Annotated in this window: 13 protein-coding genes; 11 read left to right on the forward strand and 2 right to left on the reverse strand. The window is 74.2% G+C overall.

Annotated features, from left to right (window positions below; all coding sequences use genetic code 11):
* Window positions 1-60: 60 nt before the first annotated feature.
* Together ACPXCB_RS14545 and ACPXCB_RS14550 are read right to left on the reverse strand one after the other, a co-directional pair.
* Entirely contained in the window at window positions 61-711 is a 651-nt protein-coding gene (locus tag ACPXCB_RS14545; protein ID WP_425875655.1) for a C39 family peptidase, read from the reverse strand.
* 528 nt (window positions 712-1,239) lie between these two features.
* Window positions 1,240-4,191: an ATP-binding protein gene (locus tag ACPXCB_RS14550; RefSeq protein ID WP_425875657.1), complete on the reverse strand. Its 2,952-nt coding sequence runs from the start codon at window positions 4,189-4,191 to the stop codon at window positions 1,240-1,242.
* Window positions 4,192-4,526: 335 nt separating this feature from the next.
* Here ACPXCB_RS14550 and htpG point away from each other — a divergent pair, with 335 nt between their 5' ends.
* The 11 genes from htpG to ACPXCB_RS14605 all read left to right on the forward strand — a co-directional run bounded on the left by htpG (window position 4,527) and on the right by ACPXCB_RS14605 (window position 17,629).
* Window positions 4,527-6,455, forward strand: coding sequence for a molecular chaperone HtpG (htpG, locus tag ACPXCB_RS14555; protein ID WP_425875659.1), 1,929 nt, complete (start codon window positions 4,527-4,529; stop codon window positions 6,453-6,455).
* A 595-nt stretch (window positions 6,456-7,050) separates the two neighbouring features.
* A complete protein-coding gene (locus tag ACPXCB_RS14560; protein ID WP_425875661.1) occupies window positions 7,051-8,322 on the forward strand; it encodes a cytochrome P450 in 1,272 nt (423 codons plus the stop codon).
* Between the two features lie 265 nt (window positions 8,323-8,587).
* Complete coding sequence (locus tag ACPXCB_RS14565) at window positions 8,588-9,061, forward strand: helix-turn-helix transcriptional regulator (protein ID WP_425875663.1); 474 nt, start codon at window positions 8,588-8,590, stop codon at window positions 9,059-9,061.
* 253 nt (window positions 9,062-9,314) lie between these two features.
* Window positions 9,315-11,714: a nitrate- and nitrite sensing domain-containing protein gene (locus ACPXCB_RS14570; protein WP_425875665.1), complete on the forward strand. Its 2,400-nt coding sequence runs from the start codon at window positions 9,315-9,317 to the stop codon at window positions 11,712-11,714.
* Between the two features lie 17 nt (window positions 11,715-11,731).
* Window positions 11,732-12,136: a roadblock/LC7 domain-containing protein gene (locus ACPXCB_RS14575; RefSeq protein WP_091094994.1), complete on the forward strand. Its 405-nt coding sequence runs from the start codon at window positions 11,732-11,734 to the stop codon at window positions 12,134-12,136.
* Between the two features lie 46 nt (window positions 12,137-12,182).
* Window positions 12,183-13,376 (forward strand): ABC transporter substrate-binding protein, encoded by a 1,194-nt coding sequence (locus tag ACPXCB_RS14580; RefSeq protein ID WP_425875666.1) that lies wholly within the window; start codon window positions 12,183-12,185, stop codon window positions 13,374-13,376.
* Entirely contained in the window at window positions 13,373-14,266 is an 894-nt protein-coding gene (locus ACPXCB_RS14585; RefSeq protein WP_425875667.1) for a branched-chain amino acid ABC transporter permease, read from the forward strand. The genes ACPXCB_RS14580 and ACPXCB_RS14585 overlap by 4 nt, the downstream gene beginning before the upstream one ends.
* Window positions 14,263-15,276 carry a branched-chain amino acid ABC transporter permease gene (locus ACPXCB_RS14590; RefSeq protein ID WP_425875669.1) on the forward strand — a complete coding sequence of 338 codons (1,014 nt, stop codon included), beginning with the start codon at window positions 14,263-14,265 and terminating at the stop codon, window positions 15,274-15,276. The genes ACPXCB_RS14585 and ACPXCB_RS14590 overlap by 4 nt, the downstream gene beginning before the upstream one ends.
* Entirely contained in the window at window positions 15,273-16,016 is a 744-nt protein-coding gene (locus tag ACPXCB_RS14595; protein ID WP_425875671.1) for an ABC transporter ATP-binding protein, read from the forward strand. Before ACPXCB_RS14590 ends, ACPXCB_RS14595 begins: the two co-directional genes overlap by 4 nt.
* Window positions 16,016-16,789, forward strand: coding sequence for an ABC transporter ATP-binding protein (locus ACPXCB_RS14600; protein ID WP_425875673.1), 774 nt, complete (start codon window positions 16,016-16,018; stop codon window positions 16,787-16,789). Before ACPXCB_RS14595 ends, ACPXCB_RS14600 begins: the two co-directional genes overlap by 1 nt.
* Window positions 16,790-16,819: 30 nt before the next feature.
* The gene (locus ACPXCB_RS14605; RefSeq protein WP_425875675.1) at window positions 16,820-17,629 is read left to right on the forward strand and encodes a methyltransferase domain-containing protein; all 810 of its coding nucleotides are present in this window, start codon (window positions 16,820-16,822) and stop codon (window positions 17,627-17,629) included.
* Window positions 17,630-17,729: the final 100 nt, after the last annotated feature.

A 17,729-nucleotide genomic window follows, 5' to 3' on the forward strand; every position in this document is an offset into this window, starting at 1 on the left:
CATGACGAAAGGGCCGACCCCGGGTGGGGTCGGCCCTTGTCGTTGTCGTGTCGCTGTGGGTCAGGCGGTGTAGCCGCGGGTGGCGATCCAGTCGGCGAGGTTGTCGACGCTCATCCGGTAGGAGGCCTGGTTGGGGTTGGCGGAGTCGGCAATGGTGACGGTGTTGCCGTTGTCGCGGTAGCCGACGACGCTGATGTAGTGCCCGCCTTCGAAGGAGTGGGTGGTGCCGTCGGTGTCGGTGGCGGTGCCGGCGATGTTGGCGACGATGGCGTGGCCTTCGTCGATGGCGGTGACGATGTCGGCGCGCAGCTTGTCGGTCTGCTTGTCGTCGGCCTTGGCGCCGGCGATCTCCACCGACTGGTAGGCGTCCTTGCCGGTTTCCTTGTTGAGGACGGGGGTGATGTCGTTGATGGAGTTGGTGCCGGCTTCGGTGGTGCCCATGCGCTGGGCCATGTCGTCGACGTCGATGTTCTTGCCCTGGACGCTGAGGGCGTTGCGGGCGGCGGCGGGGCCGCAGTAGTAGAAGTTGGGCTGTGCCTCGTAGCGCACGCCGAGTTCGCGCTCGCCGCCCTTGCGGTCCTGAGCGACGGTGGTGGGCTTGGCCTCGGCGGGGGCGGCGAAGGCGGTGGTGACGGGGCCGGCGATGGCGCCGCCGGTGAAGGCGAGCCCGGCAGCGGTCAGAGCGGTCTTACGCAGGATGTCGGTACGCATGATGGCAGCACCTTTCGATCGGGGGTACGCGACACACACCGCGGGGGACGGGTGGCGTCGCGGGCTGAGGAAAGGTCGAGATGTTCGGGGGCCTGCGGCCGGCGGGGCCGGCCGGGCTCGTCCCTGGGGGGATGCAACCGGCCGGGCCGGCCACACATTCCACCGTCTCGCGGAGCCGTCCGTGCGGCGGTCGCCCGCTGGGTGGTCCCGGGGATGTAACCACCGTGGGCGGCCGGTCATTCCGGCGGCCCGGCGCCCGGTTCAGGCGGAGGTACTCGGTGGTCCGGGGGATGTAACCACGCCGGCCCGGCCCGCATTCCGCCGACCACGGGCCGGCGAACGACCGTCGGGCCGGCGACGGGCCTGGTCACGCGGCCGGGCCTGGTCACCGCGGCCACGATGGCTACAACGACCCGGCACCCCGGCCCATGCCCACCCGACCCGTGACGCGCACCACCACAAACGGGACATACGCCACATGTGGCCGACACGGTGACGGCAGGTGCGCGAGGGTCCCGCTGTGGCGGGTCAGGCGGTGGGCGGCAGGCGGCGTTCGATGGTGACGGTGGTGCCGTCGGCGGTGGAGACCAGTCGCACGTCGCCGTACGCGTTCATCAGCGTGGCACCCCGCCCCCGGTCCATGGCCGGACGACGGTCCCGCCAGGTGCCGAAGTCGCGCACCGAGATCCGTACCGTGCCATCGGCCACCCGCAGTCGCACCCGCACCTCGGGGCGGGTGGGGCGTTGGGCGTGCTCGACGGCGTTGTTGACCGCCTCGGAGGCGGCCAGCAGGAGGTCAGCCACGGTGTCCGGGTCGACGTCCAGGTTCTCCAGCGAGGCCCGCACGTCCCGGCGCATCGCGGCGGCGGAGGTGGGCTGTGAGGGATACGTCCAGCCCGTGTCCAGCGCGGCCGGCTGCTCGGGAGCCGGCCGCCGGCCCCCGTCGTGGGCGTGCTCCCCGTGCCCGCCGACCGACGGATCGACGCCCGGCGCGACAGGCGGGCCGCTCACCGGACCGCCACCCACGTCCACGGGACCGCCACCCGAGGTCGATGACCTGACCGGGGCGCCGTCGTTTTCGGGACCGGCCGACGTCGCCGGCCGTGCGCCGGCCGCCGACTCGGTCGGGGCCCCGCCGAGGCCACCCGCGTCGCCCGTCGTGCCGGGGCCGTCCGCCCCGCGTGCGGTGTCGCCGGGGCCGCCCGCGTCGTACCGGTCATGCCGCCGGGTGCGGGCGACGTGCAGGGCGGACCGGACCCGGGCGATCAGCTCGGCGGCGGCGAAGGGCTTGACGACGTAGTCGTCGGCGCCCAGGTCGAGCCCCTCCACGCTGGCGTCGCCGCCGGCGCGCGCCGAGAGCACCACCACCGGCAGCGTGCGGGTGCCGGTCTGCCCTCGCAGCCGACGGACCAGCTCGAGGCCGTCGATCCCGGGCATCATCACGTCGGTGAGCACCAGGTCGGGCGGTTCCCGGCGGATCGCCTCCAGGGCCTGCCGGCCGTCGCCGACCGTCTCCACCAGCCAGCCCTGCTCGCCCAGCAACCGGGCCAGGTACGCGCGCATGTCGGCGTTGTCGTCGGCGACGAGGATCCGCGTGTACCGCTGCGCGTCCTCGGCACCGTACGCCGGCACCGGCGGCCCGGCCGGCGCGGACGCCCCCGCCTGCGCCGGGTCGGCCAGCCAGCCGACCGCCTCCTGGACGGCGGCCCGGGCCGCGTCCCCGGCTCCGTCTGTGTCCCCGGCTCCGGCCACGCCCGCGGCCGGCGCGGCGGTCCGCCCCGCGACGGACCAGGGCAGCGCCACGGTGAACGTCGTTCCCGTCCCGATCCGGCTCTCCACCCGCACGTCGCCGCCTTCGAGGCGGGTCAGCTCGCGGACCAGGGCGAGCCCGATGCCGGTGCCCTCGTGGCTGCGCGACCGGGTGCCCTGCACCCGGTGGAAGCGTTCGAAGAGCCGGGGCAGATGCTCCTCGGCGATACCGATGCCCGTGTCGGCGACGGTCAGCCGTACCTCGTCGTCGTCGGCGGTCAGCCCGACCCGGATCCGGCCGACGAAGGTGTACTTCAGCGCGTTCGACAGCAGGTTGGTGACGATGCGTTCCCAGTTGACCGGGTCGACGGTGACCGCGCGGGGCAGCGGCGGGCAGTCGACCTCCAGGCGCAGCCCGGCGCGTTCGACGGCTGCCCGGAAGACGCTCGCCAGCTCGGTGGTGAGCCCGGCCAGGTCGACCTCGCGAGCCTGGCTGTGTGCCTGCCCGGCCTCCAGGCTGGAGAAGGTGAGCAGGCTGTTGACGAGGGTGAGCAGCCGGGTGGCGTTGCGCCAGGCGGTGTCGACCCGTTCCCGCTGGGTCGCCGGCAGGGGATGCTCGTTGTCGTTGAGGGCGTCGGCCAGCGGGCCGAGCATCAGCGTCAGCGGGGTCCGGAACTCGTGGCTGACGTTGGTGAAGAAGCCGGTCTTGACCCGGTCCAGCTCGGCGAGCGCCTCGGCCCGCTGGCGCTCCTCCTCGTACGCCTGCGCGTTGCGTACGGCGACGGCCACCTGCTGGGCCAGCAGCGCGTGGAACGACCGGTACGCCTCGTCCACCCCCCGGCTCGGGCTGACCCCGAGCAGCAGCACCCCGAGGGGCTGGCCCGCCTCGGCGGACGGTAGTGGCAGGGCGCGGGCGGTGCCGACCGGGTCGCCCCACGGCCCGGCGGGCAGGGCGAGCCGCCGCTTGACGCCGGCCACCTCGGTCGCCGTGCCGCCGGCGGCGGCCGCCAGCCCCCACTCCTGCTCCTCGCCCGCCGGCAGCGTGGCGGGCAGGGCCGCGGCCACGGGCTCCCCGCCGACGTGGGCGGCGCGGCGCAGCAGCGCGCCCTCGCGCAGGTAGATCGCGGCGAAGGGGACGTCCAGCGGGTGCCCGCCGATGGCCTCGGCGAGCCGGGCGCAGGTGCTCTCCACGTCGACCGTCCGCCCGTCGCCGCCGACGGACAGGTCGCGCAGCAGGCGCAGCCGGCGCTCACCGACGACCTGCTCGGTGACCTCGCTGCACACGGTGAGCACCCCCACCGTGCGTCCCTCGTCGTCGCGGGCGGGGGCGTGCGAGACGCTGAAGTACGCCTCCTCGCGGTAGCCGGCGCGGTCGAGCAGCAGTTGCAGGGCCGGCACCCAACTGGCGACGCCGGTCGCCATCGCCTCGTCGATCAGGGGGGCCAGCACGTCCCAGCCCTCGGCCAGCGTGACCCGTACGTCGTTGCCGAGCGCGTCGGGGTGTTTGTCGCCGATCAGGGCGGAGTACGCGTCGTTGTACAGCTGGGTGAAGCGGTCCCCCCACAGCAGCAGCATCGGGTAGCGGGAGGAGAGGACCATCCGGACGGCGGCGCGCAGGCTCTGCGGCCAGCCGTCGACCGGGCCGAGCGGGGTGGCGGCCCAGTCGAGGCGCGCCATCAGCCGCCCGGTCCCACCGCCGTCGGCGAACAGGTCCCCCGTGGGCCGTGTCACCCTCGGTCGCACCTCATCGCAGCCCTCACTTCCGGGCCCCGACGACCCTTGCTGGCGTTACCCGCACATCCTGGCACCCAGCTTCAGCTGCACGTCCGCCGGCACCCCAGCGCGTGTCTGTACCCAGGCCTGCGCATCTCCACACCTCGACCCGGCAGATCGGGTCGGCGGGGGCGGGCGCATCAGCCTCGGCTTCTCCGGCGGCCACGTCGACGCCGTCTGCGACGGGTAGGGCGCGGGGGCAACGCGACGCCAGCCGACGTTCCGCGGTCCCGTCGTCTCGCCGTCGGCGACGGCTCGTATCCTTTCCGCGAACCTTCGGTGGGCTTTCGAGGATGAAAGGACACGGTGTGAGCAACCGGGCCGAGACGTTGGAGTTCCAGGCCGAGGCGCGTCAGCTGCTCCAGCTGATGGTCCACTCGATCTATTCGAACAAGGACGTCTTCCTGCGTGAACTGATCTCGAACGCCTCGGACGCGCTGGACAAGCTGCGCCTGGCGTCGATGGTCGACAAGGAGCTGGAGGTCGACACCTCCGACCTGCACATCGAGATCGAGGTCGACAAGGCGGCGCGCACGCTGACCGTCCGGGACAACGGCATCGGCATGTCCCGCGACGAGGTCGTGCAGGTGATCGGCACGATCGCCAAGTCCGGGACCGCCGAGCTGTTGCGCAAGCTGCGCGAGTCCTCCGACGCCGGGGCGCGGCAGGAGCTGATCGGCCAGTTCGGCGTGGGCTTCTACGCGGCGTTCATGGTCGCCGACCGGGTGGAGCTGGTGACCCGCCGGGCGGGGGAGAGCGGCGGCACCCGGTGGGAGTCGGCCGGTGAGGGCACGTACTCCGTCGAGTCGGTCGAGGAGGCGCCGCAGGGCACGTCGGTGACCCTGCACCTCAAGCCGGCCGACGACGAGGACAACCTGCACGACTACACCGCCGAGTGGACGATCCGGGAGATCGTCAAGCGGTACTCGGACTTCATCGCCTGGCCGATCCGGATGACCGTCGAGCGCCCCGGCGAGGGCGACGAGACCAGCACCGAGACCCAGACGCTCAACTCGATGAAGGCGCTCTGGGCCCGCTCCCGCGACGAGGTCGACGAGGCCGAGTACAAGGAGTTCTACAAGCACGTCAGCCACGACTGGGCCGACCCGCTGGACATCGTGCACATGCGGGGCGAGGGCACCTTCGAGTACGAGGCCCTGCTGTTCATCCCGTCGCACGCGCCGCTGGACCTGTTCGCCCCGCAGGGCCGCCGCGGCGTGCAGCTCTACGTCAAGCGCGTCTTCATCATGGACGACTGCGAAGCGCTCATGCCGAACTACCTGCGCTTCGTCAAGGGCGTCGTGGACGCGCACGACCTGTCGCTGAACATCTCCCGGGAGATCCTCCAGCAGGACCGGCAGATCCAGGTCGTCCGCCGTCGGCTGGTCAAGAAGATCCTGTCCACCGTCAAGGACATGAAGGCCAACCACGCCGAGCGTTACCGGACCTTCTGGACGGAGTTCGGGGCCGCCGTCAAGGAGGGCCTGATCGACGACACGGAGAACCGGGACACGCTCCTGGAGATCCTGTCGGTCGCCTCCACCCACGATCCGGCCGAGCCCACGGACCTCGCCGGCTACGTCGGCCGGATGAAGGACGGGCAGAGCGACATCTACTACGCCACCGGCGACTCGCGCACGATGATCGAGAACTCGCCGCACATGGAGGCGTTCCGCGCCAAGGGCTACGAGGTGCTGCTGCTCACCGACCCGGTCGACGAGGTGTGGATCGAGCGCGTCGGCCAGTACGACGGCAGGACGCTGCGCTCCATCGCCAAGGGCCAGGTGGACCTGGACACCGAGGAGGAGAAGAAGGAGGCCGAGGCCGAGCGCGAGCAGCAGCGCAAGGACTTCGCCGACCTGCTCACCTGGATGGGCGCCACCCTCGCCGACTCCGTCAAGGAGGTCCGCCTCTCCTCCCGGCTGACGACCTCGCCCGCCTGCGTCGTCGGCGACGCCCACGACATCACCCCGACGCTGGAGAAGATGTACCGGGCGATGGGACACGAGGTGCCGACGGTGAAGCGGATCCTGGAGCTCAACCCCGGCCACCCGCTGGTCACCGGCCTGCGCAAGGCGCACGAGCAGGGCGGCACGGAGGAGTCGCTGAAGGAGACCGCCGAGCTGCTCCACGGCCTGGCGCTGCTCGCCGAGGGCGGAGAACTGGCCGACCCGTCCCGGTTCACCCGCATGCTCGCCGACCGGCTCGCCCGCACCCTCTAGCGGCACGCACGGGCCGGCCGGCGGGGCGCCGCCGGTCGGCCCGTGACCGGTCGACTCCCACACCGGGCCGTCTTCCGGATCGCCGGGACGGACCGCCCCGCGCGTCGTCCTGCTCGACGACCCACCCGCCGCCCGCATGGACCCGAGCCGTGCGCCGGAATCTGCCGCCGCTCCTGCCGGGAAAACTCCTTCGGGTCATCGGTCGGCCGTTCGCGGAACGCGTCGTGAATCGTGTTCCTGGTCCGCGTACAGTCGGCCTTTCAGGGCCTGATCCTCGGTCGATGTCGCACCGCCTTCCCGCCCGGCCGTGCGGGACACGCGGGGCCCCGTGTCGCGAGGGAGTGCCCGCTGTCGGCCGCTGCGTCGTCTACCGTGTTCAACGTCGCGACCAGCGGGGCAAGGAACATCCCGCAACTTGCAGGGCGACGTGGTGCGCGCGTGGCCGAAGGCGTGGAAATTGCGCATCGGCACATCGAAGAACGCCGATATTGACTTGCTCCCGGAATGGGCGCACCGTGAAGCGTGCGGCGGTAACCGGAGCCCCGGGAGTCGTGCGGCAATTCCGTTCGTGGCCATGGCGCTCGAGGAGGCGGTCATGCGATTGGATCCGTTCGCGGGGGCGTATCTCACCGATCCGGCACAGGTGTGGCGGCGGCTCCTCGACGAGCCCGAGGGGGTGCGCCACGATCCGGACCTGGGGCTGTGGCTGATCACCCGGCACGCCGACGTGCGCCGCGCGCTGGGTGACGCGGAGGCCTTCGGCAACGCCCTCACCCTCGCCCCGATCTACGACGTCTGCCCCGAGGCGATGGAGTACATCGCCCGCATCGACGCGCCGCCCACCACCGCCGCCGCGGACCCCCCGGTGCACCCCCGGACCCGTCGGGCCATGCGGGCGACCTTCGCCAACACCGCCGAACGCGTCGAGCGCCGGTACGGCGCGATCGTCGAGCGCCGGGTCGACGAACTGGTGTCCCGGCTCGTCGACCGCGCCGACGGGCGGGCGGACCTCGTCGGCGAGTTCACCAGCGAACTGCCCCTGCTGGTCCTGCTCGACATCCTCGGCGTACCGGAGGAGGACGTCGGGCGGGTCAGGGCCTGGGGGGACGGTCAGATCGCGTTGCTCTGGGGGCAGCCGGACCCGGCCGAACAGGTCCGGCTGGCCCGGGACCTCTGGGAGTTCTGGCGCTACTGCGACCGGTTGGTCGGCGCCCGACTCGGCGGTGGCCGGTACGGCGACGACTACGTCAGCCAGTTGCTGGCGTACCGCGACGGCGACGACGAGGTGCTCACGGTGCCCGAGGTGTCGAGCATCGTGTTCAACCTCCTGGTCGCCGGGCACGAGACCACGGCCGGGCTGCTCGCCCACGCGCTCGACCAGGCGCTGTCGGGCCCGGGCAGGTGGCGGGAACTCGGCGAGGACCCGCGCCGGATACCCGCGTTCCTGAGCGAGACGCTGCGTTTCGCGCCCGCCATCGACGGTTGGCTGCGGGTGACCCGCCGACCCGTGACCCTGGACGGCGTCACCATTCCGGCGGGTGCGCGCTGCCTGCTGCTGATCGGCGCCGCCAACCGGGATCCGGCGGTGTTCGCCCGGCCGGAGCAATTCGATCCGCACCGGTCCGACGCGGACGGGCACCTCTCGTTCGGGCACGGGCCGCATTTCTGTATCGGCGCGGCGCTGGCCCGGCTGGAGGCGAGGATGGCGCTGACCCAGCTCTGCCGAGCGGTTCCCGGACTGCGCCTGGCCCCCGGCCACCGCCGCTCGTACAAGGTCAACATCGCCTTCCGCGCGCACCGGAGCCTGCCGGTGGTCCTCGACACGACGGTGCCGTCCGGTGCTCCGGCGGCGCCCGTCGCCGGGTGACCAGCCGTCTCGTGGCGGCGCCGGTCCTGTTCTGCGGGCGGGCGCGTCGGACCGTGCCGTGCGGCGCCCGGCAGGCGGCGCGCGGACCCGTGGGGGTCGCCGCGGCCCGCCGGCGGCCTCCGGCGGGCGACTACGCTCCGAAGTCACGTCTTCACACCCACCGACCAATGGGTTAAGAATTGTCCCCTGCGAATGCCCATTCATCGCTCAATGTCTATTGATGTCGACGCCGATGCCGGCCGGTCGGCGTCGCGAAGGTGAACACATGGATCGCACGCCCCCGTCGAGCGCCCAGCGCTCCGGTGCCATCCACCGGTTCCGCTCCGAACTGCGCAGCTGGCGCACCCGTCAGGGATTGACCCAGCGGGCGCTCGCGGAGCGGGTGCGGTTCAGTCGCGAGACGGTCGCCGCGGTCGAGTCCGGTCGCCGGTACGGCAGTCATGAGTTCGCCGTCCGCTGCGACGAGGTGCTCGGCACCGGCGGTTGCCTGGCGGCGTTGTGGCCGCAGGTCGCGGCGGAGCAGTTGGCGGCGGACGGTCGCCGCGGCCCCCGGTTCGGCACGGTGGCAGGGCTCGACCCGGCCCCCGCGCCGCCGCCCGCACGGCGGGACGCGCGCGACCCGGAGGCGGTCGTGGCGGCGATCGACGAACTGCGGGAGCTGATCGGCCAGGTGCTCGGCGGGCAGCCGGAGGCGGACCTCCCGCCGCACCCGTCAGGCGGGCGGCCCGGGCGCTCCTGACCTGCGCGGGATCGGAATCGCGGTGCGGGGCGGACGCTGCTGACGCTGGGTACAGATGCCGGTACGGCCCGTTTGTACCACCGTCAGGTCTTCTCTGTGGGCGCTCGGTCCGGCGGAATGAGACGTGCAAACGGCAAGGTGCGCATTGGCCGTCCTGGATGAGTCGCGGGAGTCAGTCTTGGCGTCGAGCACGAGGTCCCACGCGGCCCGACCCTACCCGACCGGCCGCCGAGGCTGGAAGATCGGCACCCGGATGCGCCTCATCGTGGCGGCTCCGCTGGTCGCCGTGATGGGATTCGCCGGCCTCGCCCTGACCGAGAGCGTCCACCAGACGACCCGCGCGAGCGATCTCGGACTCCTGGCGCACCTCGGTGCCGACGCGGGCGACCTGGCCCACCGGCTGCAACGCGAGCGCGTCGTCGCCGCCGACCTGCTCAGCCGGGGCGCGGCCGAGCAGCAGGAAGCCTTCGTGGACGCCACCGGGAGCACCGACGACGCCGTCGCCCGCTACCGCCGGCAGCGGGCGCTGGTGCCTCCCGGCCCCGCCGCCGGGCAGACCGCGCTCCAGCGGATCGACCTGGCGCTGGAGAGCCTGCCGCCGCTGCGCGCGCAGGTGCGTACGGCGGCGCACGCCTCGGTGTCGGCGATGACCTTCAGCTACCGGATCGTGATCGCCGACCTGCTCAGCCTTCGGGAGGGCGTCACCCTCGGCGCGGTCAACGCCCGGATCACGGACGGCATGCGGGCCTCGGCGGCGCTGTCCAAGGCGGCCGAGGCGGCCGGCCAGCAGCAGGTCGCCGTCCTGCGCGCGGTCGCGGCCGACCAGTTGACCCCCGCCATGCAGCAGGACATCGCCGCCGCCCGGTCCGGCTTCACCGAGTCCAGCCTGTCCTTCCTGGCCCTCGCCCGGCCCGCCTGGCGGGGCTGGTGGGAGCAGGCGGGCAGCGGCCAGGACGCCCTGCTGCTGCAACGGCTGCAGGACGAGGTGTCGAGGACCCGGGCGGGGAGCCGGCTGCGGCTGGACCCCGGCGCCTGGGTCACCGCGACCCAGCAGTGGTCCGTCCGCCTGGCCGAGCTGCGTCAACGGGTCGACGCGGCGGTGCTCGACGACATCCGGTCCGCCCACGCCGACCAGCGGCGGCGCACGGCCGTCGAGGCGACTGCCGTGGCGGTGGCCCTGCTGCTCACCGCGCTGGTCACCTGGGCGGTGGCCCGGCAGATCACGCGGCGCCTGCGCCGGCTGCGGGACGCCGCGAACGCCGTCGCCTTCGAACGGCTGCCGCAGGTGGTGGCCCGGCTCCAGCACCCCGACAGCTCGTCGGTCGACCCGGACGAGCTGGCCCGCCAGCAGTCCGCGGAGGCCCTGGAGCCGTCGCGCGGCGACGAGATCGGCGAGGTGGGGGAGGCGTTCGCGGCCGTGCACCGGGCGGCCGTGCGTACCGCGGCCGAGCAGGCGGTCATGCGGGCCAACACGGCCGACATCTTCATCCACCTCAGTCGCCGGGAGCAGCGGCTGGTCGACGCGGTGCTGGCACAGGTCGACAAGGTCGAGCGGGACGAGACCGACCCCGAGCGGCTGGACCAGCTCTACACGCTGGACAACCTGGCCACCCGGATGGGACGGATCAACGCCAGCCTGCTGGTGCTGGGCGGGGTGGGGGTCGGGCGGGTCCGCCAGCACGACGTACCACTGCAACAGGTGCTCCAGGCCGCGCAGAGCCAGATCGAGCACTACGCCAGGATCCGCCTCGGCATGGTCGACGGCGACGTCGCCGTCGCGGCCGACGCCGTCGACGAGGTCGTGCACCTGCTGGCCGAGCTGATGGACAACGCCACCGGCTACTCCGCCCCGGGTACCGAGGCGTGGGTGACCGGCCGCAGCCTGGGCGACCGGGTGATCGTCCAGGTCAGCGACGAGGGCGTGGGGCTGTCCCCGCAGCGTCGGCAGCAGCTCAACGACCTGCTGGCCCGCCCACCCGCCATCGACGTCGCGGCCGTACGGGCGATGGGGCTGGTCGTGGTGGGACAGCTCGCCGCCCGGCTGGGCGCGGCCGTCCAGCTCCGTCCGGGCCCGCGGCGCGGCACCATCGCCGAGGCGGCGCTCCCGGGGGCGATCATCCGAGCGCTGCCCCCGGAGGAGTTCCTGCTCACGCCCGGCAGGCCGTCGCGGCGTACGGCGCGGACCACCCTCGCGCCGCCGGCGTACGCCACGGCCCCGCAGCCGTGGGCCGGGACCCCGGCGGAACCGTGGGCGGGCGGGCCGGCGCCCGAGCGGGCACTGCCGGTGGCGCCGGTGTTCCGGCCCGCACCGGCGCCGGCCGGAGGAGGTGACGAGCCCACCCAGGAACTCGTCATCTTTGAGGAGGTCAACCACTGGTTCCAGGCCGGCCACGACGACGCCACGAACGCGGGACCGTGGGCCAGCCCCGCCGACGAGGCCTGGCGGACCGCCGCCCGGGCCGACGCGCCGGAGGTCGTCGCCACCACCACGTCCGGCCTGCCGCGGCGTCAGCCGCGACAGCACCTCGTCCCGGGCGGCGTCACCGTGCCGCAGCAGCGCTCCGCGCACCGCGACCCGACCCAGGTGGCCACCGCGATGGCCGCGTACGCGCGGGGCGTCGCGGGCCGCCGGACCAACCTGATCACCAACTGACCCGACAGGGAGAGCACGTGACCGACCAACAGGATCTCGGCTGGCTGCTGGACGCCTTCGCCGAGCGCGCCACCGAGGTCAGCCATGCGATCGCGATCTCCAGCGACGGCCTGATGGTGGCCGCCACGAGGGGCCTCCCGCCGGACCGGGCGGACCAGCTCGCGGCGACCGGCAGTGGGCTGGTGAGCCTGCTCCGCGGCGCGGCGGCCTTCTTCGACGCCGGCGCGGTGATCTCCAACGTGACCCAGCTCGAGGGCGGCTTCATGTTCTCGATGGCCTTCAACGACGGCGCGTCCCTGCTCGTGCTCGCCGACCCGCAGTGCGACGTCGGCAAGGTCTCCTACGAGATGACCGAGCTGGCGAACCGCATCGGCGACGCGCTGACCCCGGCGGCGCGGGCGGCACTGAGCCGCAGCCGCTGACACCCCGGCACCCCACGCCGGAACCCCCATCCCTCCTGGAGAAGACATGTCGCTGACCATCCCCCGGCGCAGCCGTGCCCGCACCGCGGCCCTGCTCGCCCTCGTCCTGTTCGCCGCGACCGCCTGTGCCGACGGCGGGCGGGGCGCCGGCGCCGCCGGATCGATCAAGATCGGCCTGCTGGCGTCGCTGTCCGGCACCTACCAGGCGGTCGGCAAGGAGATCCGCGCCGGCTTCGAGCTTTACCTGGCCACCCACGACGGCAGGCTCGGCGGGCGACAGGTGGAACTCGTCGTCGCCGACGAGGGCAACGGCGCCGCGACCGCGGTGCCCGCCGCGACGAAACTGCTCAAGCAGGACCGGGTGGCCGCGCTCACCGGGATCGTCGGCGGTGGCTCGGTGGCCGCCGTCTATCCGTTGCTCAACGAGACGAAGGTGCCGTTCGTCGGCTCGAACGGTCGCCCGGAACTCAAGGACGTGTCCCGGATCTGGCACACCTCGTACCTCTCCGACGAGCCGGGGGAGGCGATCGCCCGCCACGTGCGCGACAACGTCGACGGCAGCGTCTACGCCATCGGCCCGGACTACCAGGGCGGCTGGGACGAGCTGCGCGGTTTCACCGACGCGTTCGTCGCCACCGGCGGGACGCTGGCGAACCCCGACGGCAAGACCACCTTCACCCCGTTCCCGACGACCACCAACTTCACCCCGTACTTCGCCCGGATCAAGGCCTCCGGCGCGGACGCCGTCTACACGTTCTACGCCGGCAGCGCGGCCGTCGACTTCGTCAAGCAGTACGCGCAGTCGGAGATCAGCGACCTGCCGCTCTACGCCGCCGGGTTCCTCACCGAGGGCGGGGTGCTCGACGCTCAGGGCGAGGCCGCCCGTGACGTCTACTCGGTGCTGAACTACTCGCCGGACCTGGACAACGCCGAGAACCGCGCCTTCGTGGCCGCCTGGAAGGCGAAGAACGACGGCTCCCCGACCACGTACGCCATGGCCTCCTACGATGCCGCGGCCGTCCTGGACCGGGCCATCGAGGCGGCCGGGGACGACCCGAGCCCGGAGAACATCAACGCGGCCATCGGCCAGCTGGGCCAGATCGCCAGCCCGCGCGGCACCTGGCAGTTCTCGCCGAGCACGCACGCGCCCGTGCAGAAGTGGTACCTGCGCCAGGTGCGCCAGGACGGCCGGGCGCTGTCCAACACCGTCGTGGGTGACCTCGCCACCGTCGGCGGGTGAACGGCGTGGCGGTCGACATCCGGATCGACCCGTACCTGGTCCCGGCCCTGGACGGGGTGGCCTACGGGCTGCTGGTCTTCGTCGCCGCGGCGGGACTGGTGTTCTGCTTCGGCGTCGCCGGCATCCTGAACCTGGCGCACGGCACCCTGTACGCGATCGGCGGGTACACCGCCGCCGCGCTGCTGGACGGCGGCTGGCCGAGCCTGGTGCTGGCGCTGGCCGTCGGGACCGTCGCCGCCACCGCCGCCGGCGCGCTGGTCGCCGGCCTGCTCACCCGGCTCGCCGCGCGCAGCCATCTCACCCAGGCGCTGCTCACCTTCGGGGTGGCGCTGGCCGGGGGCAGCCTGCTCGTGGCGGCGTTCGGGCCGGACGACCCGCCGGTGCGGGTGCCGGCGGCGCTGGACGGGGCCGTGGTCGTGGCCGGGCACCGCTACGCGGCGTACCGCCTGGTCTTCATCGTCGTCGCGGCCGTGCTCGCCGGCCTGCTCCACGTCGCGGTGCGTCGCACCCGGGCCGGGATGCTGGTCCGCGCGGCCGTCGACGACGCCGAGATGGTTGCCGTCCTCGGCGTGAACCCGGCGTGGATCCGCGTCGGCGTGCTCGCCGCCGCCGGGGCGCTGGCCGGCGCCGCGGGCGTGCTCGGCGCGCCGATCATCGGTCCGGGGCCGGACACCGCCGACGCGGTGCTGCTGCTGTCGCTGGTGGTCGTCGTCCTCGGCGGGCTCGGGTCGATGACCGGCACGCTGCTCGCGGCCCTGGCGGTCGGGCAGATCCAGACCCTCGGGGTGGCGCTCGCCCCGTCGGCCGCCCCGTTCCTGCTCTTCGCCGCCATGGCCGCCGTCCTCGCGGTGCGAGCACGGGGCCTGGCCGCGACCCGGCGGACGTCGTGAGGGACGAGGCGGTACGCGCGCTGCGGCGCGGCGTCGCCGTGCTCGTCCTCGCCGGCCTGGTGCTGGCGCCGTGGACGGTCGACGACTACACCGTGGCGCTGCTGGCCCGTACCCTCGCGCTGGGCCTGGTGGGGGTGAGCGTCGCCCTGCTCACCGGCGTCGCGGGGCTGCCCACCCTGGGGCAGACCGCGCCGTACGCGGCGGGCGCGTACGCCAGCGCGGTCGTCGGCAGCCGGCTCTCCGACGTGGCGGTGGTGCACCTGGTCGTCGCGGCGGCGGCCGGAGCGGCGCTGGCCGCGGCGACCGTCCCGCTCGTGGTGTACGCGCGCGGCGTCATCGTCCTGATGATCACCCTGGCGATCGGCGAGCTCGTGGTGACCGTCGTCGGGCGCTGGCGGTCGGTGACCGGCGGCACCGACGGGCTCGCCGGGGTGCCGCCGGTGCGTCCCCTGTGGGGGCTGCCGGTGCTGGCCACCGACCGGGCCCGCTACCTGTACGCCCTGGTGGTCGTCGCCGTGCTGGTCGGCGCGGTGCTGCTGGTCCTGCGCACCCGCGTCGGCCTGCTGCTGCGGGCCGGCCGGGACGACGAGGCGCGGCTGCGGGCCAGCGGCCACCGGGTGTCGGCCCACGTGGCGGCCGTGCACGTGGCCGCGGGGGCGGTCGCGGGCGCCGCGGGCTCCCTGCTGGTGGTCGCCCAGCAGTTCATCTCGCCGGCCGACTTCGGCTTCGACACCTCCGCCCTTCTCCTGCTCGGGGTGGTGGTCGGCGGCGTCGCGTCCGTGGGTGGCGCCCTGGTCGGCGCCGCGATCGTGATCGCCGGCCGGGACTGGCTGTTCGGCGTGCTCCCCGGGCACGCGCCCCTGGTGCTGGGGGTGGCGTTCGTCGTCACCGTCCACCTGCTGCCCGGCGACGGGCGCCGGCCGGCGGGCGTGCGGGGCCGGCTCCTGCCGGGACTGCCGGCGGGCCCCGCGGCCGAGGAACGGCCGGCGCCGACGGGGGTACGCGCATGACGCCGCTGCTGTCCGCCCGGGGCGTCACGGTCCGCTACGGCTCGCTGGCCGCGCTGGACGGGGTCGACCTGCGGATCGACCACGGCCAGCGGCACGCCCTGATCGGGCCCAACGGCGCCGGCAAGAGCACGCTGCTCGACGTGCTCGGCGGGGCGACCCCGGCGGGCGGCGGCCGGGTGCACCTCGCCGGGCGGGACGTCACCCGACTCGGCCCCGCCACCCGGGCCCGGCGGGGCGTCGGCCGGATCCACCAGCGTCCCGCCGTGTGGTCGAGCCTGACCGCCACCGAGAACGTGCTGGTCGCCGCGCTGCCCCACGCGGTGCGGCCCGGCCGGTGGCGGCCCGGCGCGAGGCGGTGCGCCGCCGAGCGTACGGCGGGTGCGTGGCTGGAACGGCTGGGCCTGCGCGACGTCGGCGCGACTCCCGCCGGTCAGCTCGCCCACGGGCAGCGGCGGCAACTCGAGATCGCCATGGCCCTGGCCGGTCGCCCACGGCTGCTGCTGCTCGACGAGCCGGCCGCCGGGCTGTCCGCCGTCGAGGTCGGTCGGCTGGTGGAGTTCCTGCGGGCCCTGCCGCGCGCCGTCGCGCTGCTGCTCGTCGAGCACCGGCTGGACCTGGTGTACGCGCTCTGCGACCAGGTGACCGTGCTCCGGGACGGCCGGACGGTCGCCACCGGGACGCCGGCCGAGATCCGCGCCTCCGGCCCGGTCCGGCAGGCCTACGCGGAGGGGATGTCGTGATGCTGCGGACGGAGCGGCTCTGCGCCGGCTACGCCGGCGGGATCGTGCTGCACGAGGTCACCCTCGACGTGGCGGCCGGCGCCGTGCAGGCGGTGGTGGGCCGCAACGGCGCCGGCAAGAGCACCCTCGTGCACGCCGTCGCCGGGCTGGTACGGCCCTGCGGGGGGCGGATCGAGGTCGACGGCGTGCCGGTCGCCGGCCGGCAGCCGCACCGGATCGCCCGGTGCGGGGTCGGCCTCGTCCCGCAGGGCCGGCGGGTCTTCTCCCGGTTGACCGTGGCCGAGCACCTCGCCCTGTCTGCGGTGCCGTGGCGCGCCGCGACGCCGGCGGGCGAGGGGTGGACCGTCGCGCGGGTCCTGGAGCTGCTGCCCCGGCTGGCGGCCCGGCTGCGCCATCGCGGCGACCAGCTCTCCGGCGGCGAGCAGCAGATGCTGGCGATCGCCCGGGCCCTGCTCGGCCAGCCCCGGGTCCTGCTGCTGGACGAGCCGTGCGAAGGGCTCGCCCCCGGCCTGGCCGCCCGGGTACGCGACCTCGTCGGCACCCTGGCCAGGACCGGGCTGGCCGTGCTCCTCGTCGAGCAGCAGCTCCAGCACGCCGTCGACATCGCGGACCGGATCGCGGTGCTCGAGTACGGCCGGGTGGTCTACGACCGCCCGGCGGACGAGGCCCGGGCCGAGCCGGGCCGCCTGGCGGCGATGCTCAGCGTCGCCGCCGTCACGGAGCTGCCGGCTCCCCGACCGGTGCCCGGTTCCGGGCCGGTCCCGCGCACCTGACCCGACCGCCTTCGACAGGAACGAGCGACGATGCCGACAGACATCCGTGACACCGAGTACACCTTCGACAACGGTTCCCCGGAGGCGGTGCCCCAGCTGCGGGCGCTGGAGTCCTTCCTGGACCCGATCACCGCGGCCCGGATCGGCGCCCCGGTGCTTGCCCCGGGCGGCGTGTGCTGGGAGATCGGCGCAGGCGGGGGCTCGGTCGCCCGGAGCATGGCCGGGGCGGTCGGCCCGGCGGGACGCGTGCTGGCGACCGACATCGACGTCGCCCACCTCGCCCCCGCGGGCAACCTCGACGTCCGTCGGCACGACGTGCGCAGCGAGCCGCCACCCGGCGACGCCTTCGACCTCATCCACGCCCGGCTGGTGCTGCTCCACCTGCCGGAGCGGCGGCGCGTGCTGGCCTCGCTGGCCGGCGCGCTGGCCCCGGGCGGATGGCTGGTGGTCGAGGAGTTCGACTGCACGGCCCCGCTGCGCGTGCTGACCGCGCCGAGCGACGACGCGGCGAAGCTCTTCACCCACGTGACGGACGCGATGCTCGGCGTCCTGCAGAGCCACGGCGCGGACCTGGCCTGGGCGCAGGACGTGCACGCCCACCTCGCGTCGGCGGGACTGGTCGAGGTCGACACGGTCACCCACTCCGAGAGCTGGCCCGGTGGCTCGCTCGGCGCGTCGCTGTACGCGACGAACTCCGTGCAGTTGGCGCCGGAGCTGATCGAGGCGGGTGTGTCGCCCGGCCAACTGGAGGCGTTCCGTCGGCTCCTGCGCGACCCCGGGTTCGTCGTGATGTCGTACCAGTTCGTGTCGACCCGGGGGCGGCGTCCGGCCCGGCGGTGAGGCGGTTCCCCTCGCCCGTACCGCCGCCGCGCCGGCGGGCCGGTCGGCGCGGCGCACGCCGAGGCGCCGCGCCGACCGGCCACACCCGCGCCCGTGGTCG

The organism is Micromonospora sp. DT62 (assembly GCF_049847285.1).
GTDB lineage: Bacteria > Actinomycetota > Actinomycetes > Mycobacteriales > Micromonosporaceae > Micromonospora > Micromonospora reichwaldensis.

Bases quoted from the DNA above. Each gene is read 5' to 3' on its own strand.
- ACPXCB_RS14545 (WP_425875655.1), bottom strand. From the start codon at position 711: ATGCGTACCGACATCCTGCGTAAGACCGCTCTGACCGCTGCCGGGCTC.
- htpG (WP_425875659.1), top strand. From the start codon at position 4,527: ATGAAAGGACACGGTGTGAGCAACCGGGCCGAGACGTTGGAGTTCCAG.
- ACPXCB_RS14600 (WP_425875673.1), top strand. From the start codon at position 16,016: ATGCTGCGGACGGAGCGGCTCTGCGCCGGCTACGCCGGCGGGATCGTG.
- ACPXCB_RS14560 (WP_425875661.1), top strand. From the start codon at position 7,051: ATGCGATTGGATCCGTTCGCGGGGGCGTATCTCACCGATCCGGCACAG.
- ACPXCB_RS14580 (WP_425875666.1), top strand. From the start codon at position 12,183: ATGTCGCTGACCATCCCCCGGCGCAGCCGTGCCCGCACCGCGGCCCTG.
- ACPXCB_RS14605 (WP_425875675.1), top strand. From the start codon at position 16,820: ATGCCGACAGACATCCGTGACACCGAGTACACCTTCGACAACGGTTCC.
- ACPXCB_RS14595 (WP_425875671.1), top strand. From the start codon at position 15,273: ATGACGCCGCTGCTGTCCGCCCGGGGCGTCACGGTCCGCTACGGCTCG.
- ACPXCB_RS14565 (WP_425875663.1), top strand. From the start codon at position 8,588: ATGGATCGCACGCCCCCGTCGAGCGCCCAGCGCTCCGGTGCCATCCAC.
- ACPXCB_RS14570 (WP_425875665.1), top strand. From the start codon at position 9,315: ATGCGCCTCATCGTGGCGGCTCCGCTGGTCGCCGTGATGGGATTCGCC.